The following is a 16,030-nucleotide window of genomic DNA, read 5'->3' as shown; positions in this document are numbered from 1 at the left end:
ATCAACCGGCTGCGCCGTCCAAGCGCCTCGCCCGATGGGTGAACGCGTCACGCCAGCCCCATGACCAGGGGAATGCCTGCCGCGATCATCAACAGCGCGGTTACGCCGTGGATCGAGAGCGCCGCTCGCGTCGAACCCTTTGCGCCGAGGATGAGCGACATGTCGCCGAGGGGGATCAGCGCGTCGACCAGCAACGCAATGCCGACGATCTGCGGGGTGCCGCGGAGCATCAGCGCCAGGACGAGCAATCCCGCCGCGATGTCGCGGACGCCTTTCAGGCGAAGCCACCACATGGTACTCTCGCCGTCTCCGGGAAGCGGCAAGCCGAAGCTGCGCATAGCGGTCGCGGGACGGGCGAGATACATCGCCCCAATTGCAATGATGCCGATCGAGATCAGCAGCGCCGCGCTCATTGAAAACCAGTACATATGGACCTCCTAGCTCCGGTGTGGTGGGGCTCCGCGGCGCGAGCCGTCCTCGCGTTCGATGTCGCCCGACCTCAAGCCGGACGAAATGGGCGAAGGAGCCGGATCCCGGCCTCAATCGACCCCTCCATGAGTTCGAGAAGCTGCGGCACCAGTTCCTGCATCCTCGGCGCGTGAAGGTGTGCTTCGAGCGCTTCCCGGCTTATCCAGCGCTCATAGATGATGAAGGTGCCGGGCTGACCTTCCATCTCGTGCGGCTCGTAGTCGATGCAGCCGGCATCGTGCCTCGATGGCGTCACCGCTGCGGTCAGGAAGTCCTTCATCTCGGCCTCGCGGCCCGGCTTCGCCTTGGCTTCCCACAGCACGACGGTGAGAGTGTTGTTAATGTTGGACATCTTGTCCTCCTTTTCAGATAGCTCTTGCGAATAGGATGGTCCGGCCGGAGCTGCCGCTCGGGATCGTTTGACCCGATGCGGCAGGCACGCGGCCGACCGGCAGGTGCTTCACTTCATGAATCGTTCGAACCAGTCGAGCATCGGCTTGGGGTTGGCGGGCAGGTAGTTGTAGCCGTCGAAGCGCCGGTTCGTGCCGTCGATCCAGATCAGGTCCTTCTGGTCGGTTGGCATGGCGTCATAGATCGCCTGCACGTCGGCGGGCGTGGTCAGCGTGTCGTCGCGGACCTGCAGGAGCAGCGTCGGAATATCCACGGCCGTTGCATAGGGCGGCATGTCCATGTCCTTCAACTCCATGCTGGTCATGCGGCGCAGGGCGTCGGCGACCTCTGGCAGCGCATCCGGCATCCCCATGTGGTCGAGGATCGTGCGGTAGAAGGAGCTGAGCGAGATCGGCTGCGGCGCGACGATCGCCCGAACGTCGTCGAACTCCTCGCGGTGCTTGGAGATGGCAACCATGGTCGCGTTCATGCCGCAGCAGCGGCTGAGCAGGCCGAGCTTCAGGTTCTTGAGATCGGGGCGTGAACGGACGTAGCGCAGCGAGCCGATCACGTCGCGATACTCGCGGATGCCGTTGCCGATCACGCGCCGCTGCCGGCGCCGCTCTGGCCAAAGTTGCGCAGATCGTAGGCGAGGATGTTGTAGCCCGCCTCGTGCAGGTGCTTGTAGTCCGGCATGAAGTTGACTTCGATGTTGTTGCCGCTCGCTTCCCAGGCGTCGCTGTAGGGCTTCAGATGGCCGGGGTAGCCTTGCCGGTTAGCCCAGATCGGATGGTTGGCGATGATCAGGCGATCACTGTCGCCGGGGATGAACCAGCCCTCGATCGTCACCCCGTCCATCGCGGGGAAGAAGACGTCCGAGAAGGCGATGCCGTCGTCAGCCGGCGAGCGGAGGATCGGCGAACGCGCCGGGTTCGCCATGGCGGAGACCAGACCGGCGATGAGCTCGGCGCGGGTCGGTTGTGCTGTTGCAGCTTCCGTTACCTGGGTCATGTCAATTTCCTTTCAGAGCTCAGCCGGGTTGGAAGGTGGCTGATGCCCAACATGTACCCCTTGCGGATCATAGCGATAATCCGGCATTATCAACACAGGCTGTACGGATAACTGGACATTGGTTGCGAACATCGACGATCTCACGGCGTTTGTCGCCGTCGCGAGGGCGCGTGGTTTCCGCGAAGCCGGGCGCTTACTCGGCGTCAGCCCGACGACGCTCAGTGAAACCGTGCGCCGCCTGGAGGACCGGCTGGGTGTGCGCCTGCTTCACCGCACCACCCGCAGCGTCTCCCCGACCGAAGCCGGCGGGCGGCTTGTCGAGCAATTGGCTCCTCTCCTCACGCAGATGGATGCGGCGCTCGCTAGCCTCAATGACCTGCGCGACACGCCGGCGGGCACGCTCCGGCTCAACGTGCCCGTAGGTGTCGCGCGATTGGTGCTCCCGACACTCCTGCCGGAGTTTCTCACCCTCTACCCAGACATTCAGGTCGAGGTCGTCGCCGAGGACACCATCGTCGACGTGCTCGCGGCCGGCGCTGACGCCGGGATCCGCTACGACGAGAAGCTGGAGCAGGACATGATCGCGGTGCCGATCGGTCCGCGGGTGCAGCGGTTCGCGATGGCCGCCGCGCCGGACTATCTCGCCCAGGCGGGCAATCCAGAGCATCCGCGGGATCTGCTGCAGCATCGATGCCTGCGTGGACGGTTCGACAACGGGTCGCTCTTCAGCCCATGGGAGCTTGAACGCGGCGACGAGACGGTCCGGATCGAGCCGAAGGGGCCGCTGACCGTGAGCATCAGCGGCGCGATGGACCTGGCGGTGGACATGGCGGTCGCCGGTGTCGGGATCATAGGCCTGTTCGAGGAATGGCTGCAGCCGCATATCGAAGCCGGAAAACTGAACCCCGTTCTGCCTGAATGGTGGACGCCTTTTCCCGGCCCTTTTCTCTATTATTCCGGACGCCGTCTTGTTCCGCCCCCACTGCGGGCATTCCTCGATTTCATAAAGTCAGTGAAATCGGCGTGAGGCTTTACAGCCCGGCAAGCCAAAACACTCTATGGAAAATCGCCAACCAGACCTCCTATAACTGTGGGCGGGTTCGCGGCCCAAAGGCATCTGCCGGTCTTGAACAACCATCTTCTGCATCTGGCGTCCACCACGCTGTAAGGCTGTGCGCTCAAGCTGCTACTTTTTCATCGTAGAAGGCGATGCGAAGTCCGGGCCTGTCCTCGGAGACGAGGATATTGAGGCGATAGCTTCGCCACCTGCCCTGTCCATCGCGGAGCGTAATGTCCGTATCGCCGATTCGGAGGATTTCGGGCTCATCCCACCATTCCATAGTTTGTGGAACGGCTTGAAGTACCTCGTTGAGGATGGACCTTAAAGTCGGGCTCTTCCCGCCCGTCAGATAGTCATGGCGTGCCTTGAGCAGGACAAGCCTCGCGGCGAACTGCCAGTTTTGAATCCTCTGCCGGTAGTGGTCGGAAAAGAAAACGATGCGGAGTATATTCGGTCGCGGCAATTTGAAGTCTTCAAACAGGATCCCGGCCGCCTCGTTATGGGCCAGGACATCCCAAGCGCTGTTCATTATGTAGGCGGCTTGATCGAGAGCATTGATCATCCTTACGAGTGACTGAGGAAACTCGGCACTTTCAGCGCCATCCGCAAATGTCTCACGGCCAGCCAGTGCAAAAAGGTGCTCCCGTTCGGCTCGGTCGAGGCGAAGTCCTCGCGCCAATCGATGGAGGAAATCATCCGATACTGCTATGTCGCGTCCCTGCTCGAACCAAGTGTACCACGTCAAACCGACACCAGCCAAAGCGGCGACTTCCTCACGACGAAGGCCTTTGGTTCGACGGCGGCGCACCTGCGGCAAGCCAAGCGATTCAGGCGAAGTGCGTTCGCGACATTGGCGGATGAAGTCCGACAGCGCCTGTCTGGCCGGCACACGCGTTAAACGATCAGACGCCACGTCTCACCTCGCAAAGCATCACTTTAGTAATAGCATAAAAGCTCCATTGTAACACGATAAATTTGCCCGTAGATTTCTGAGACATGGCTAGTGATCGAATTGCCCAAGGTCGGAAGGTTGGATGGTATGCTGCTCTACCAGTTTCAAAGGGGGACAAATCCTCGGCGCGTTATCATTTACCTGAACGAAAAAGGGATCGACGTTCCGCGATATGAACTCGATTACGCGGGAGGGGAGCACAAGTCGCGTGAATACCTCGCGATCAATCCCAGCGGACGAGCCCCGACACTCGTGACGGATGAGGGTATGCCGATCACAGACTCGGCTGCCATAGTCGAGTATCTGGAGGAGCTGTATCCCGACACGCCAATGATGGGGACAGATCCGGTTTCCCGAGCGAAAGTGCGCTCGCTTGAGCGCCTGGGAACTGATCTGGTGGTCCGGTCTCAGCTTTGGCTGTGGAACGTTACTCAATCCTTTCCCGCCAAGGAGCCGTCGCCATCACCGGAGGTTGCTGCCAAACTCTTTGGGTATGTCACCGAAATACTGGATGTCCTGGAGGTGACGATCGGAGATAACGAGTTTCTGGCAGGAGATAGGCCTACGATCGCGGACTGCACGGGATTTTCAATTTTTCAAACATGCCGGGAGAGGTTCGACCAACCCTTCGGCTCCGTCCATCCGCGCCTTGACGCCTGGTACAAGAAGTTTCGCCAGCGACCGAGCGCCGAATACTAAGGGGTTAGTGATTTGAACAAGCCCAAGGCTATGACCTGCGATTTGAATAATCTGAAGGCATGCGACGGCCCCGTCGTCGCTCCGATCAGACCATCTAAAATCAGAATGACAGTCGTCATGATTGTATTCGTCTACCCGATCGTGACACTCCTGCTCTACGCATTGAGTCCGCTGGCCGACAACTGGGCTGTGTGGCATCGAACACTGGTTCTAACGCCGATCACAGTAAGCCTAATTGTCTTTGTTGTGAGCCCGTTGATAGCAAAACACTTCGACTGGTTCCTGCGGCCTCGCTCAGCGCCGTGGAGTCGGTAAAGGTGGAGAGCTCCGGCATCAGCCGTCTATAATGCGCCTTCCGACCGACTGATCCTCTCAGAGGACGGCGCGAACACACTCCTCTGAGGCCGAACCTAATCCCGAGAAACAACCCGCCCGGTGCCTGGAGGTGGACGATGAAGTCGGCCAAAGCGAGCCATCGGCAAACACGAGCAGCATTAAGGATGCCGGGAACGCATGCCAAATATGTCTCTCGACCTTCGATACCTTCGTTACGCGATGATCGCGGCCGAGCACGGGGAGCTTTCGCCGCGTCGCTCATGCGCGACTCTTGGAACCACTTCTCGCCGAACTCGCCGAACCGCTTCGCCTCCTTCAGTCGGCGCTTGTCGTGCTGCTTCTCTTGAGCAGGCGACCGTCCCTCTGAAATGGCCCGCTTCGCGTCGATCAGCTTCTCGCGAGCCCTGGCAAGCGAGAGGCCATCGGGGCCGTATCGGCCGAGCGTCAGCGTCTCTCGACGTCCGTTGAGGCGGTAGTCGTACCGAAACACGATCGCCCCGACGGCTGCGCTACAACGTACATACCGTCACGATCGCTCACCTTGTACAATTTCTTCTGTGATCTCAGCGCCTTAATCGCTGTGTCAGTTAGCATGAGGGCCTCCAAAAACCGTTCAAAAACTGGAGAGAGGCACCGATTATACCGTCAGGCCAAATAGGCGATGCTAGAAGCATAAATCCCTTTTGGAATCAGCCTGTTAATACCAAAAATAATACCGTCAGCAGCTCTCTTAGCCATGACGGTATAGCGAAACTCCAGATCGAACAAGTTTCCCCATACCGTCTGCTATACCGTCAAATCGAAGCACTGCCCCTCGATAGACGGCAATAGATGCCGTCACGATTATCGTTATGTTTCAATGCCTTAAGGCGTACTAGAGCGTACAAACGGATACAGCCGGACGGGCAAAAATCATTCCCACTCAATCGTTCCCGGCGGCTTCGAGGTGACGTCGTAGACGACGCGGTTGATGCCGCGGACTTCGTTGATGATGCGGGTGGCGGCAGCTCCGAGGAACGCCATGTCGTAGTGATAGAAATCCGCCGTCATGCCATCGACCGAGGTGACGGCACGCAGGGCGCAGACGAATTCGTAGGTGCGGCCATCGCCCATCACGCCGACGGTCTGCACCGGCAACAGAACGGCGAAGGCCTGCCAGATGGCGTCGTAGAGGCCGGCCTTGCGGATCTCGTCGAGATAGATGGCGTCGGCCTCGCGCAGGATCTCCAGCTTTTCGCGGGTGATGCCGCCGGGGCAGCGGATGGCGAGACCCGGACCTGGGAATGGATGCCGGCCGATGAAGCTCTCGGGCAGACCGAGTTCCTTACCGAGCGCCCTCACCTCGTCCTTGAACAGTTCGCGCAGCGGCTCGACCAGTTGCATGTTCATGCGCGCGGGCAGGCCGCCGACATTGTGGTGCGATTTGATCGTCACCGACGGGCCGCCGGTGAAGGAGACGCTTTCGATGACGTCGGGATAGAGCGTGCCTTGCGCCAGGAATTCGGCGCCGCCGAGTTTCTTGGCCTCCTCCTCGAACACCTCGATGAACAGCCGGCCGATTGTCTTGCGCTTTTTCTCCGGGTCCGACTCGCCCTCCAAGGCGTCGATGAAACGGTCCGATGCGTTCACCAGAATGAGCGGCAAATTGTAGTGCTCGCGGAACATCGCCACCACGCCCGCGGCCTCGTCCTTGCGCATCAGGCCGTGGTCGACAAGAATGCAAGTCAGCTGGTCGCCGACCGCCTCATGGATCAACAGCGCCGCGACCGAGGAGTCGACGCCGCCCGACAGCGCGCAGATGACCTTGCCCTTGCCGACCTGCTTGCGAATGGCCTCGACGGCGTGCTCGCGGTAGGCGCGCATGGTCCAGTCGCCCTCGATGCCGGCGATGTTGTGGACGAAGTTGCGCAGCAGCCGGGCGCCATCGGGTGTGTGCACCACCTCGGGATGGAACATGATGCCGTACATCTTGCGCTCGATATTGCCGAAGATGGCGAAGGGCGAGCCTTCCGACTTGCCGAACACTTCGAACCCCTGGGGCAAGGAGATGACGCGGTCGCCGTGGCTCATCCACACCTGGTGGCGCTGGCCGGGCGCCCACAGGCCCTCGAACAGCGGGCTGTCCTTTTCGATCTCGACGAAGGCGCGGCCGAATTCGCGATGGTCGGAGCTTTCGGCGACGCCGCCCATCTGCACGCACATGGCCATCTGGCCATAGCAGATGCCGAGCACCGGCACGCCGGCGTCGAAGACGATCCGCGGCGCGCGCGGACTGCCGATATCGCCGGTCGAAGCCGGGCCGCCGGACAGGATGACAGCCTTCGGATTGATGCGCTTGAACGCCGCTTCGGCCGACTGGAACGGCACAATCTCGGAAAACACTCCGGCCTCGCGGACGCGGCGGGCGATGAGCTGGGTAAACTGGCTGCCGAAATCGACAATCAGGACGGTGTCGGGATGATTGGCTGTTTTCATGGCGAGCGTTTAGAGAAAGAAATGAGTCGGCGCAATGGGTTGCGAGGCCTAGCTGTCACTTCGATTCCACGACTTCACCTTCAGCGCCAGCGTCTTCATCCATTGCAGCAGCCTCTCCGGCCGCAAGCTTGGCGGCTTGATCCGATTTGCGGTCAGGCGCCGAGCAGACCGTGGCGGATTGCCTGTTCCAGCAGCCCGACCGCCCCGGCCAGCTTCTCGTCGATGACGTGCAGATATTCGGTCCAGTCGTTGACGTGCCGCAGATCAGCCGCGCCGTCGGAGATGCCGCGCAGTCCGATCAGCGGCACATCGAACAACTGGCAGGCGCGCAGGCAAGCGAAGGTCTCCATGTCGACCATGTCGGCGGCGATCGCATCATAAGCCGCGCCGGTGACGATCGCGCCGCCGGTCGACAGCGTCGCCTCCCTGATTTCAGGAATTTTGAACGGCAGTGGCACCGTCACCGGCAGATCGAGAAACGGCGTCGCCCCTTTCTCGAAACCGAGCGGCGAGGCGTCGATGTCGCGATAGCTGACCGACACCGCCTGGTAGATTTCCGTCTGCTCCAGCGTCCGGCTGCCGGCCGAGCCGAGCGACACGACGAGGTCCGGCAGCGCCTTCCGCGACTTCAGCCAGGAGAGTTCGGCGCCCAGCCTGACGCCGGCCTCGACCGGCCCGACACCGGTCATCAGCGGCGTGAACAGTTGCTTGAGGTGCGGGCCGTATTCGGCCTGTGCCGCCATGACGAAGAGGACGCCCTTGCTGCCTAGTCGCGCAACGTTGCCCATCGGATCACCCTTCAATGCCGTCCCGCCCGACCACCGTCATCATCGTTCCGGTCATCGTGGCAATCAGCTTGGCTTCGCCGTCGGCGGCGAAGGCATAGGCCTGGCCATCGGCAACGATGATGGTGCGGCCGGGTTTGGTCACGGAGCCGCGGAACAGGAAGCGCTCGCCTCGGCCCGGCGCCAGCAGATTGACCTTGAACTCGATGGTCAGCACGCCTGAGTTTTCCGGCATCAGCGAAAACGCCGCATAGCCGCAGGCCGAGTCCAGCGCGGTCGAAATGACGCCGGCATGGAGAAAACCGTGCTGCTGGGTGAGCGCCGCCGAATAAGGCATCTCGATCTCGATGATACCGGGCGTCACCAGCGTCAGTTCGGCGCCGATCGTGGCCATCGCTTTCTGACGCGCGAAGGATGTCCTGACGCGGTCGTCATAGTCCGGGGCGGGTACGATCTTTGCTGCCATGGCCGCTGCTTTCCTTTATGCGGATAAGCTTATTGCAGAGGCATGGGCGGCAGGCAAACGCTTTTGCTGCACTGCAGCAATCGGTCTCGTCTGCCGGCAAGGGTTACGCATCCGCCGGGATTGGCGGTATCCAATGAGGTTCAGGCCGACCTGCGCAACGCACAGAAGTAGAACCCGTCGGTGCCGCTCAGCGCCGGCGACAGCGAGATGTCGCCTTTGGCACCGATGCGTGCGGCTGCCGCATGGCCGGGAAAACGGCCGTCCCAGAGCGCGCGATGATCGACCGGGACAAAACCGCTGTTGCGGTCGCGGAAGGCCGCGACCTGCTCGCCATTCTCCTCATCGAAGACCGAGCAGGTGATGTAGACCAGCAGGCCGCCTGACTTGACATAGGCTTTGGCCGCATCGAGGATCGCCGATTGCTCACCCTTGCGGGCGTCGAGCTGTCTTTGCGTCAGCCGCCACTTGGCATCTGGACGGCGCCGCCAGGTGCCGCTGCCGGTGCAGGGCGCATCGACCAGCACGATATCCATGTGGTTGCCGAGCGGGGCGAGTTCGGTCGGCTTGGTGACGATCTGGATATTGCGGTTTTCCGAACGACGGATGCGGTCGAAGATCGGCGCCAGCCGCGCCTTTTCGGCGTCGTGGGCGAAGATCTGGCCCCTATTGCCCATCGAAGCCGACAGCGCCAGCGTCTTGCCGCCGGCGCCGGCGCAGAAATCCAGCACCTGCATGCCGGCTTCGGCCCCGGCAAGGGCGGCCGCCACTTGCGAGCCTTCGTCCTGGACCTCGAACCAGCCTTTCTGGAACGCCGGCTCGGCCTGGACGTTCGGGTGCCTGCCGTCGCCGTCGATCGGCGGGATGCGGATACCGTGCGGGGCGATGGCGGCGGGTTTCGCGCCGGTTCCCGACAGTTCGGCCAGCACCTTGTCGCGATTGGCCTGCAACGTATTGACCCTGAGATCGAGCGGCGGGCGTGTCGCCAGCGCCGCTCCCTCGTCGACCCAAGTGGGGCCAAAGGCTCGTTCGAAAAGCGGCGCGCACCAGTCGGGAACATCCGCCCGTACCGTGTCCGGCGCATCGGCAAGCCGGCGTTCGGCGATTGCCTGAAGCTCGGCGGCGGTCAGCAGCGGCGGTGCGAACTTGTCGCCATCGAGCGCGTCGTTAAGCGATTGTGCGGTCTGGCCCCATTCGAGCAGCAGGGCGCCGAAGCCGATGGCGCGCGGCGTGTCCTCGCCCAGCAGCCAGCCGGCGGAACGCTTGTGGCGCAAGGCATCATAGACGATGTTGCCGATTGCCGCGCGGTCACCGCCGCCGGCGAAGCGATGCGACAGGCCCCAATCCTTCAGCGCGTCCGCCACCGGCCGGTGGCGTCGGCCGATGTCTTCCAGCACTTCGATGGCCGCAGCCAGCCGTCCGCCCAGTCGCATTCGTCATTCCATCAAATCGAGCACGTGATCTTAGCCTGCTCTTAGAGCCTTTCGCGCCTGGATTGAACCCCGCTTCCGCCTGGCGACGACGAGGCAATCCAAACCGAGACCAGCGAGCCAGCCAGTATATGCCCTAAGCCGGCGGCAGCAGATCGATCAATAGATGAACGGTCTCTAATATTCGTGACCGGCGACTTCAAGCATGGCATGTGACGCAACCGCTCTGCTTCCCAAGTTTTTCAGTTGAGAATACTCTTGGCGCCATGATTCGCGGCGCGGAAAAGGCGGACCGGCGGATCGCTACGAGGAGAGGGCAATGAAAACTTATCTGGCGGAAGTTCTAGGCACATTTCTATTGGTGTTCATCGGTACGGCTTCTGTGGTGACGGGCGGCTTCGGCGGTGCGCTGCCGCTTGGCCAGGAAGGCATCGGTCTGGCGTTCGGCATCGGCCTCATTGCGGCGGCCTATGCGATCGGCCCTATTTCGGGCGCGCATCTCAATCCGGCGGTGACGCTCGGAGTCTTCCTTGCCGGCCGGCTGCCGGCCAAGGACGTCATCCCCTACTGGATCGCGCAGGTCATCGGCGCCATCCTCGCCTCGCTGGCGTTGTGGATCATCGTCTCCGGTCAGACCGGCGGACACACTGGCGGCTTCGGCGCCAATGGCTGGGACGTGACGAAATGGGGCGTCAGCTCGGCGTTCCTGTGGGAAGTGATCGGCACCTTCACCTTCGTCACGGTGATCCTGGGCGTCACGGCTGAAAAGCACTCAACGGCGTTTGCCGGGCTGGTCATCGGCCTGACGCTGGCAGGATTGCATTTCGCCATCATCCCGGTGACCGGCACCTCGCTCAACCCGGCCCGCTCGATCGGCCCGGCGCTGTTTTCGGGAACTGCCGCGATCGGCCAGCTCTGGCTCTTCATCGTCGCACCGTTGATCGGCGGCGCCATCGCCGGCGTCGTCGCCAAGGCGCGCATCTTCGAGAAGGACTGAGCTTCGAAAGGCTGAACGAGAAAAAGGCGCGGGCCCGGGTCCGCGCCTTTTTCCTTGGTGGATGCTCTTGCCGTCAAAGGCACAGTGGGGCCGGTGGTCGTTAGGACCCGAAACGGACCTCCGGATGCTCTATGAAACAGCCGCATCGTCTGCAATGGCTCGGGTCGCGTTCTGGTGAGGACGCAGCAGAAAATAGAATGCGGCGATGTGCGTGATCATCAGCAGCGGCACGTAGATGATCGGGATCGCGTAGGCGGCGCCCAGTTGTTCCGCGTGCGCGGGGAGGCCGACCTGGATGGCGTGGTAATAATCGACGACGAGCTCGGCCATTCCGACAAGGTTGAAGGCGACGACGAGCGGCCAGAAGAGCGGTGGTATCCTCACCGTGAGCAGCGCCAGCATCGCCAGCACCCCTGTCGCGAAGTCGCCATAGGCGGCGAACACGGCGAAGCCGGCCGGCAGATCGCGGCTAACGACGCCCGGCAGGATGAACACGAGGCCAAAGAAGCGGAAGCTGTGCAGGGTGGCGATCGCACGTTGCGCGGCGACCCGGTCCATTGAGCTCAGCCACGGCAGACCATATGCGCCAAAGCAAAGCAGCCACGCGACGTAGCCTAGAACGAGATGGGTCTGGAACAGCATTTCCGTGGACATTTGGCCTCCTGTCAGCGGCTGGTTCACGCAGCCTCCCAGCCAGTCGGTTACATCTAAGCCAGCTTTCATAGTTCGACTAGCCGGTGTAATCACCACAACCTATGAAGCAGAACTACACAGTTCGACACGGTGCGCTGGAAGGCGTCGAAGCCTTCCTGGCCGTCGCCAGGCGGCGCAATTTCCGCCGTGCCGCCGCGGACCTCGGCGTGACGCCGTCGGCCGTGAGCCAAGCGGTACGCACGCTGGAGGCCCGCACGGGTGCGGCGCTGTTCGTGCGCACGACGCGGAGCGTCGGTTTGACCGAGGCCGGTCAGCGGTTCCTCGACCGTGCGGGCCCTGCCTTCGAGGAACTCGTCGCGGCAGGCGAGGCCGCGCGCGACCTCGGCCAACGGCCGACCGGGTTGCTGCGCCTGTCCGTACCCCGCGCCGTCGTGCCGTTGATCCTGGAGCCGATGATCGCGTCTTTCTGCCGAACCTATCCCGAGATCGAACTGGAGATCGCCGCAAGCGACGAAATGGTCGATCTCGCCACCGGCGGGTTCGATGCCGGCATCCGCCTCGGCCAGTTCATCGCGCCCGATATGGTCGCTGTGCGGCTGACGCCGTCGTTCCCGTTCGTGGTTGTCGGCAGCCCGGACTATCTCGAGCGCCACGGCAGCCCCGAGCGTGTGGACGACTTGCGCCACCACGCCTGCCTGCGATTGCGCCGCTCGAACGGCGCCATCGCGCCCTGGTCCTTCGTCGACGGCAACGAGGCAATCGAGGCGATGGTCTCCGGCCCGCTGATCGCGCACGACTATCCGACGTTGCTCGGTGCGGCGATACAAGGCATCGGCCTGGCACAGACGCCTCGACCCGTCGCCGTAGCCCCGATAGAACAGGGCAAACTCAGATCGGTGCTGGACGGCGTCGCCGCCACGACGCCGGGCGTCTTCCTCTATCATCCCGGCAAACGCCAGATCCTGCCGAAGCTGCGCGCCTTCATCGATCACCTCAAATCCGGCGCGTGAGGTTATGAGGGACGTCGCACCCTGCCCTCACGCCATCTTCTGCGTCACCAGTAGCAGTTGCCTCATTCGTGCAGTAATTGCCTGCTCGAACCAAAGCTTTCATGGTACAAATATCAGAAATACGTAAGTAAAAAATAATACAAGATGGACCATGCCGGTCAGGAATGTCGTTCTTTCATTGCTAAAGCTTACGCTACATATGAAAAGCGCCAAAATCAAAAGCACTGTGTCGGTCGCCGGGAGCCCCAGGGTCAAACCCCTTCCCGTCAGCAGGCTGGCGGCTGCGACCGCAGGTATTGTCAAACCAATTGTAGCGCAAGCCGAACCCATCGCGACATTCAAGCCGCGCTGCAGCTCATTGTTGAGTGAAGCACGAACCGCCGAAATGGCCTCTGGCATCAAAACCAACCCCGCGATCAATGCTCCCACAATAGCGTCAGCTTGGGTCACCTGGTAGGTAACGAGCGCATCTTCAACGCTTGCGGCGACTTGCTCGGCGAGCATGACAATTCCGATCAGCCCGATTAACAGGAGCAGAGCGCTGGCAGAGATGCTTTCGTGCGGGGCAGTTCGCATCGAAACATCGTGTGCTTGTCCTTCGATGAAGTCGTCGCGATGCCGGACAGTCTGCGCGAACACGAAACCTGCATAGAGCAGCACTGAAAGTACGCTCACGAAACCAAGTTGAGCTGCTGAAAATGTGCCGGGCTCCGTAGTTCGTGTGTAGGTCGGCAGAATAAGCGTCATGACGGTCAGCGCGGCCAGAACCGCAAGATATGCGCTGGTCCCTTGTCGAACGATTGCCTGCTTGCGATGGCGCCAGCCGCCAAGCGTGAGACACGTGCCGACAACGCCGGTAGATGTAATCATCACCGTCGAGAAGACGGACTCACGTGCAAGCGTAGGATTGTTCTCTCCATGCAGCATCATGGAAACGATGATCGACACTTCGATTGCCGTCACGGCAAAAGTCAGCACCAACGTACCGTAAGGCTCCCCTACTCGCCGAGCTACCGCTTCGGCGTGGTCGAGCACCACGAAAATGGTGATAAACATGATCGCACTCGAAAGCGCTCCGACAAGGATCTTGACGCTCGGCGAACCTTCGTCCACCGACAGCCCGCTGGCTCTGACTGCGATAGCCATCACCAAGGCGGCCAACGGCATCGCATAAGAAGTCACCGATCGCGCGAAACCACTCATGCAAGCCCTGTGTGTTTCTGCGAACCTTGCGGAAAGCCTATACTCACGCCGTCCTCTGCGTCACCAACCCAAGTTCCTCGATCATCGCATTGCGCATCAAAAACTTCTGCGGCTTGCCGGTCACCGTCATCGGCAATTCGGTTCGGAAGCGGATATGGCGCGGGATCTTGTAGTGGGCGATTTGGCCGGCGCAGAAGTTTTTGATTTCCTGCTCGGTGACGATCTGGCCGGGCTTGAGCACGATCCAGGCGCACAGTTCCTCGCCGTATTTGGCGTCGGGAATGCCGAAGACCTGCACCTCCTTGACCTTGGGATGGCGGTAGAGGAATTCCTCGACTTCGCGCGGGTAGACGTTCTCGCCACCGCGGATGACCATGTCCTTGACCCGGCCGACGATGTTGCAATAGCCCTCGGCGTCGATGGTGGCGAGGTCGCCGGTGTGCATCCAGCCGTCGGCGTCGATCGCCTCGCGGGTCTTCTCCTCGTCGTCCCAGTAGCCCTTCATCACGGAATACCCACGTGTGCAAAGCTCGCCCGGCGCGCCGACGGCGACGGTGGCGCCATCGGCATCGACCGCCTTGACCTCGACATGCGGGTGGACGCGCCCGACCGTCGAAACGCGCTTTTCCAGCGGGTCATCGACGCCGCTCTGGAACGAGACCGGGCTGGTCTCGGTCATGCCATAGGCGATGGTCACCTGTTCCATGTGCATCAGCGACACCACCTTCTTCATCACCTCGATCGGGCATGGCGAGCCGGCCATGATGCCGGTGCGCAGGCTGGAGAGATCGAAAGATGAAAAGTCCGGGTGATCGAGCAGCGCGACGAACATGGTCGGCACACCATAGAGCCCGGTGCAGCGTTCCTGAGCCACCGCCTTCAGCGTGGCGCCCGGGTCGAACCCCTTGCCCGGGAAAACCATGGTCGCGCCCTTCGACACGCAGCCTATCGTGCCCATCGACATGCCGAAGCAGTGATAGAGCGGCACCGGGATGCAGAGCCGGTCGTCGACGGTCAGTTTGATCGCCGAGGTGACGAAATTGCCGTTGTTGACGATGTTGGCGTGGGTCAGCGTCGCGCCCTTGGGGGCTCCTGTCGTGCCTGACGTGAACTGGATGTTGATGGCCTCGCCCGGCTTAAGCCCCTCCGAGATGCGATCGAGGCTGTCATGCTCGTCGCGGCCTGCCATGGCCAGCACATCACCGAAGTTGAACATGCCGGGTGAGTTGTCCTCGCCCATGCGGATGACGATCTTCAACGCCGGCAGTTTTTGCGCCTCGAGTTTGCCGGGCGTGGCCTTCGCGATCTCCGGCGCCAGCGTCTCGATCATGCCGAGATAATCCGATGTCTTGAATTTGGCCGCCGTGACCAGCGCCTTGCAGCCGACCTTGTTCAGCGCGTAGTCCAGTTCGGTCAGCCGGTAGGCCGGGTTGATGTTGACCAGGATCAGGCCGATGCGGGCGGTGGCGAATTGCGTCACCAGCCATTCCCATCGGTTGGGCGACCAGATGCCGACGCGATCGCCCTTTTCCAGGCCAAGTGCCAGGAAGCCGGCGGCCAGCGCGTCGACCGTGTCCGACAGTTCGCTCCAGGTGAAGCGCTTGTCCTGGTCGACGAAGACGGCGGCATCTTGCGTGGCATATTTGCTGGCAGTGTCGGAAAACAGCGCGGGGATCGTCTTGTTCAGCAGCGGCACGGTGCGCTCGCCGGAGACATGCGCCTTGCCGTCGACGGGCGCTACGAAGACACCGCCATTGCGCGATCCATGTCCGCGCAAATTGCTGGCATTCTTCAGCTCGTCGAGATTGACTGGCATCGCTCTCTCCTCCCGGGACTGGTCGAGCCTATCAGCCTGCCGCGACGGTGGAAATCCCGCCGATGGTACTGGACGATCCCCTCCCCCTTGAGGCTAGCGTGCGCACACATTTGCTTCGGGTTGATTTTGCGAGGCGAGAACGAAGCCGTCTGTGATGGCGTTGAAGCGTCTGAGGCCGTGGGTGAAGGTGATGGGCCCTGGCGGGCGCTCGCTTTCGTAGCCGTTCCAGCCTCCGAGCCTGGCGATACACCAGGCGGCCCAGGCGAGCGTGTGCGTGGGGT

At 61.9% G+C, this 16,030-nt stretch carries 17 protein-coding genes and 2 pseudogenes; 5 read left to right on the top strand and 14 right to left on the bottom strand.

What is annotated here, in order from left to right; all coding sequences use genetic code 11:
• Positions 1-47: 47 nt before the first annotated feature.
• The 4 genes from NKG99_RS09350 to NKG99_RS09335 all read right to left on the bottom strand — a co-directional run bounded on the left by NKG99_RS09350 (position 48) and on the right by NKG99_RS09335 (position 1,869).
• Complete coding sequence (locus NKG99_RS09350; RefSeq protein WP_352866638.1) at positions 48-428, bottom strand: DUF4267 domain-containing protein; 381 nt, start codon at positions 426-428, stop codon at positions 48-50.
• Between the two features lie 71 nt (positions 429-499).
• Positions 500-820 carry a putative quinol monooxygenase gene (locus NKG99_RS09345; RefSeq protein WP_352866635.1) on the bottom strand — a complete coding sequence of 107 codons (321 nt, stop codon included), beginning with the start codon at positions 818-820 and terminating at the stop codon, positions 500-502.
• Between the two features lie 108 nt (positions 821-928).
• The gene (locus NKG99_RS09340; protein ID WP_352866633.1) at positions 929-1,462 is read right to left on the bottom strand and encodes an alpha/beta hydrolase family protein; all 534 of its coding nucleotides are present in this window, start codon (positions 1,460-1,462) and stop codon (positions 929-931) included.
• Complete coding sequence (locus NKG99_RS09335; protein ID WP_352866630.1) at positions 1,459-1,869, bottom strand: alpha/beta hydrolase family protein; 411 nt, start codon at positions 1,867-1,869, stop codon at positions 1,459-1,461. Before NKG99_RS09335 ends, NKG99_RS09340 begins: the two co-directional genes overlap by 4 nt.
• Before the next feature lie 118 nt (positions 1,870-1,987).
• Here NKG99_RS09335 and NKG99_RS09330 point away from each other — a divergent pair, with 118 nt between their 5' ends.
• The gene (locus NKG99_RS09330) at positions 1,988-2,896 is read left to right on the top strand and encodes a LysR family transcriptional regulator (protein ID WP_352866628.1); all 909 of its coding nucleotides are present in this window, start codon (positions 1,988-1,990) and stop codon (positions 2,894-2,896) included.
• Positions 2,897-3,047: 151 nt separating this feature from the next.
• On the opposite strand, the gene NKG99_RS09325 is transcribed toward NKG99_RS09330, so the two are convergent.
• Positions 3,048-3,842 (bottom strand): MmyB family transcriptional regulator, encoded by a 795-nt coding sequence (locus NKG99_RS09325; RefSeq protein ID WP_352866626.1) that lies wholly within the window; start codon positions 3,840-3,842, stop codon positions 3,048-3,050.
• 126 nt (positions 3,843-3,968) lie between these two features.
• Between NKG99_RS09325 and NKG99_RS09320 the strand changes: the two genes are divergently transcribed.
• Positions 3,969-4,580: a glutathione S-transferase family protein gene (locus tag NKG99_RS09320; protein WP_352866624.1), complete on the top strand. Its 612-nt coding sequence runs from the start codon at positions 3,969-3,971 to the stop codon at positions 4,578-4,580.
• Positions 4,581-4,610: 30 nt separating this feature from the next.
• Complete coding sequence (locus NKG99_RS35935) at positions 4,611-4,895, top strand: putative antibiotic biosynthesis monooxygenase (protein ID WP_502910876.1); 285 nt, start codon at positions 4,611-4,613, stop codon at positions 4,893-4,895.
• A 256-nt stretch (positions 4,896-5,151) separates the two neighbouring features.
• Here NKG99_RS35935 and NKG99_RS09315 read toward each other — a convergent pair.
• The 5 genes and pseudogenes from NKG99_RS09315 to NKG99_RS09295 all read right to left on the bottom strand — a co-directional run.
• Positions 5,152-5,510, bottom strand: a pseudogene (locus NKG99_RS09315) (Arm DNA-binding domain-containing protein); the annotation flags it as partial.
• 318 nt (positions 5,511-5,828) lie between these two features.
• Complete coding sequence (gene guaA / locus NKG99_RS09310; protein ID WP_352866622.1) at positions 5,829-7,391, bottom strand: glutamine-hydrolyzing GMP synthase; 1,563 nt, start codon at positions 7,389-7,391, stop codon at positions 5,829-5,831.
• A 152-nt stretch (positions 7,392-7,543) separates the two neighbouring features.
• A complete protein-coding gene (locus NKG99_RS09305) occupies positions 7,544-8,179 on the bottom strand; it encodes a 5'-methylthioadenosine/S-adenosylhomocysteine nucleosidase (protein WP_352866620.1) in 636 nt (211 codons plus the stop codon).
• A gap of 4 nt (positions 8,180-8,183) precedes the next feature.
• Positions 8,184-8,642, bottom strand: coding sequence for a PaaI family thioesterase (locus NKG99_RS09300; RefSeq protein WP_352866618.1), 459 nt, complete (start codon positions 8,640-8,642; stop codon positions 8,184-8,186).
• 140 nt (positions 8,643-8,782) lie between these two features.
• The gene (locus NKG99_RS09295) at positions 8,783-10,072 is read right to left on the bottom strand and encodes an RsmB/NOP family class I SAM-dependent RNA methyltransferase (RefSeq protein ID WP_352866616.1); all 1,290 of its coding nucleotides are present in this window, start codon (positions 10,070-10,072) and stop codon (positions 8,783-8,785) included.
• A 316-nt stretch (positions 10,073-10,388) separates the two neighbouring features.
• Here NKG99_RS09295 and NKG99_RS09290 point away from each other — a divergent pair, with 316 nt between their 5' ends.
• Complete coding sequence (locus NKG99_RS09290) at positions 10,389-11,066, top strand: MIP/aquaporin family protein (RefSeq protein WP_352866614.1); 678 nt, start codon at positions 10,389-10,391, stop codon at positions 11,064-11,066.
• A gap of 129 nt (positions 11,067-11,195) precedes the next feature.
• Here the strand turns inward: NKG99_RS09290 and NKG99_RS09285 are convergent, their stop codons facing one another.
• Positions 11,196-11,720, bottom strand: coding sequence for a DUF8737 domain-containing protein (locus tag NKG99_RS09285; protein WP_352866612.1), 525 nt, complete (start codon positions 11,718-11,720; stop codon positions 11,196-11,198).
• A gap of 101 nt (positions 11,721-11,821) precedes the next feature.
• On the opposite strand from NKG99_RS09285, the gene NKG99_RS09280 reads away from it, so the two are divergent.
• Positions 11,822-12,730: a LysR substrate-binding domain-containing protein gene (locus tag NKG99_RS09280; protein ID WP_352866609.1), complete on the top strand. Its 909-nt coding sequence runs from the start codon at positions 11,822-11,824 to the stop codon at positions 12,728-12,730.
• Between the two features lie 99 nt (positions 12,731-12,829).
• On the opposite strand, the gene NKG99_RS09275 is transcribed toward NKG99_RS09280, so the two are convergent.
• The 3 genes and pseudogenes from NKG99_RS09275 to NKG99_RS09265 all read right to left on the bottom strand — a co-directional run.
• Entirely contained in the window at positions 12,830-13,933 is a 1,104-nt protein-coding gene (locus NKG99_RS09275) for a calcium:cation antiporter (protein ID WP_352866607.1), read from the bottom strand.
• Positions 13,934-13,976: 43 nt separating this feature from the next.
• Positions 13,977-15,749, bottom strand: coding sequence for an AMP-binding protein (locus NKG99_RS09270; protein ID WP_352866604.1), 1,773 nt, complete (start codon positions 15,747-15,749; stop codon positions 13,977-13,979).
• 93 nt (positions 15,750-15,842) lie between these two features.
• Positions 15,843-16,030: pseudogene (locus NKG99_RS09265) on the bottom strand (hypothetical protein); the annotation flags it as partial.

It is taken from the genome of Mesorhizobium sp. M1409 (genome assembly GCF_040317535.1).
GTDB lineage: Bacteria > Pseudomonadota > Alphaproteobacteria > Rhizobiales > Rhizobiaceae > Mesorhizobium.
The sequence above is the reverse complement of the archived record's forward strand: the minus strand, read 5'-3'. Positions and strand labels throughout refer to the sequence as shown.

What these genes read in the sequence shown, in the direction of transcription:
- NKG99_RS09345 (WP_352866635.1), bottom strand. Translation starts at nt 820, where the DNA reads ATGTCCAACATTAACAACACTCTCACCGTCGTGCTGTGGGAAGCCAAG.
- NKG99_RS09300 (WP_352866618.1), bottom strand. Translation starts at nt 8,642, where the DNA reads ATGGCAGCAAAGATCGTACCCGCCCCGGACTATGACGACCGCGTCAGG.
- NKG99_RS09275 (WP_352866607.1), bottom strand. Translation starts at nt 13,933, where the DNA reads ATGAGTGGTTTCGCGCGATCGGTGACTTCTTATGCGATGCCGTTGGCC.
- guaA (WP_352866622.1), bottom strand. Translation starts at nt 7,391, where the DNA reads ATGAAAACAGCCAATCATCCCGACACCGTCCTGATTGTCGATTTCGGC.
- NKG99_RS09335 (WP_352866630.1), bottom strand. Translation starts at nt 1,869, where the DNA reads ATGACCCAGGTAACGGAAGCTGCAACAGCACAACCGACCCGCGCCGAG.
- NKG99_RS09270 (WP_352866604.1), bottom strand. Translation starts at nt 15,749, where the DNA reads ATGCCAGTCAATCTCGACGAGCTGAAGAATGCCAGCAATTTGCGCGGA.
- NKG99_RS09295 (WP_352866616.1), bottom strand. Translation starts at nt 10,072, where the DNA reads ATGCGACTGGGCGGACGGCTGGCTGCGGCCATCGAAGTGCTGGAAGAC.
- NKG99_RS09305 (WP_352866620.1), bottom strand. Translation starts at nt 8,179, where the DNA reads ATGGGCAACGTTGCGCGACTAGGCAGCAAGGGCGTCCTCTTCGTCATG.
- NKG99_RS09285 (WP_352866612.1), bottom strand. Translation starts at nt 11,720, where the DNA reads ATGTCCACGGAAATGCTGTTCCAGACCCATCTCGTTCTAGGCTACGTC.
- NKG99_RS09350 (WP_352866638.1), bottom strand. Translation starts at nt 428, where the DNA reads ATGTACTGGTTTTCAATGAGCGCGGCGCTGCTGATCTCGATCGGCATC.
- NKG99_RS09290 (WP_352866614.1), top strand. Translation starts at nt 10,389, where the DNA reads ATGAAAACTTATCTGGCGGAAGTTCTAGGCACATTTCTATTGGTGTTC.
- NKG99_RS35935 (WP_502910876.1), top strand. Translation starts at nt 4,611, where the DNA reads ATGACCTGCGATTTGAATAATCTGAAGGCATGCGACGGCCCCGTCGTC.
- NKG99_RS09320 (WP_352866624.1), top strand. Translation starts at nt 3,969, where the DNA reads ATGCTGCTCTACCAGTTTCAAAGGGGGACAAATCCTCGGCGCGTTATC.
- NKG99_RS09280 (WP_352866609.1), top strand. Translation starts at nt 11,822, where the DNA reads ATGAAGCAGAACTACACAGTTCGACACGGTGCGCTGGAAGGCGTCGAA.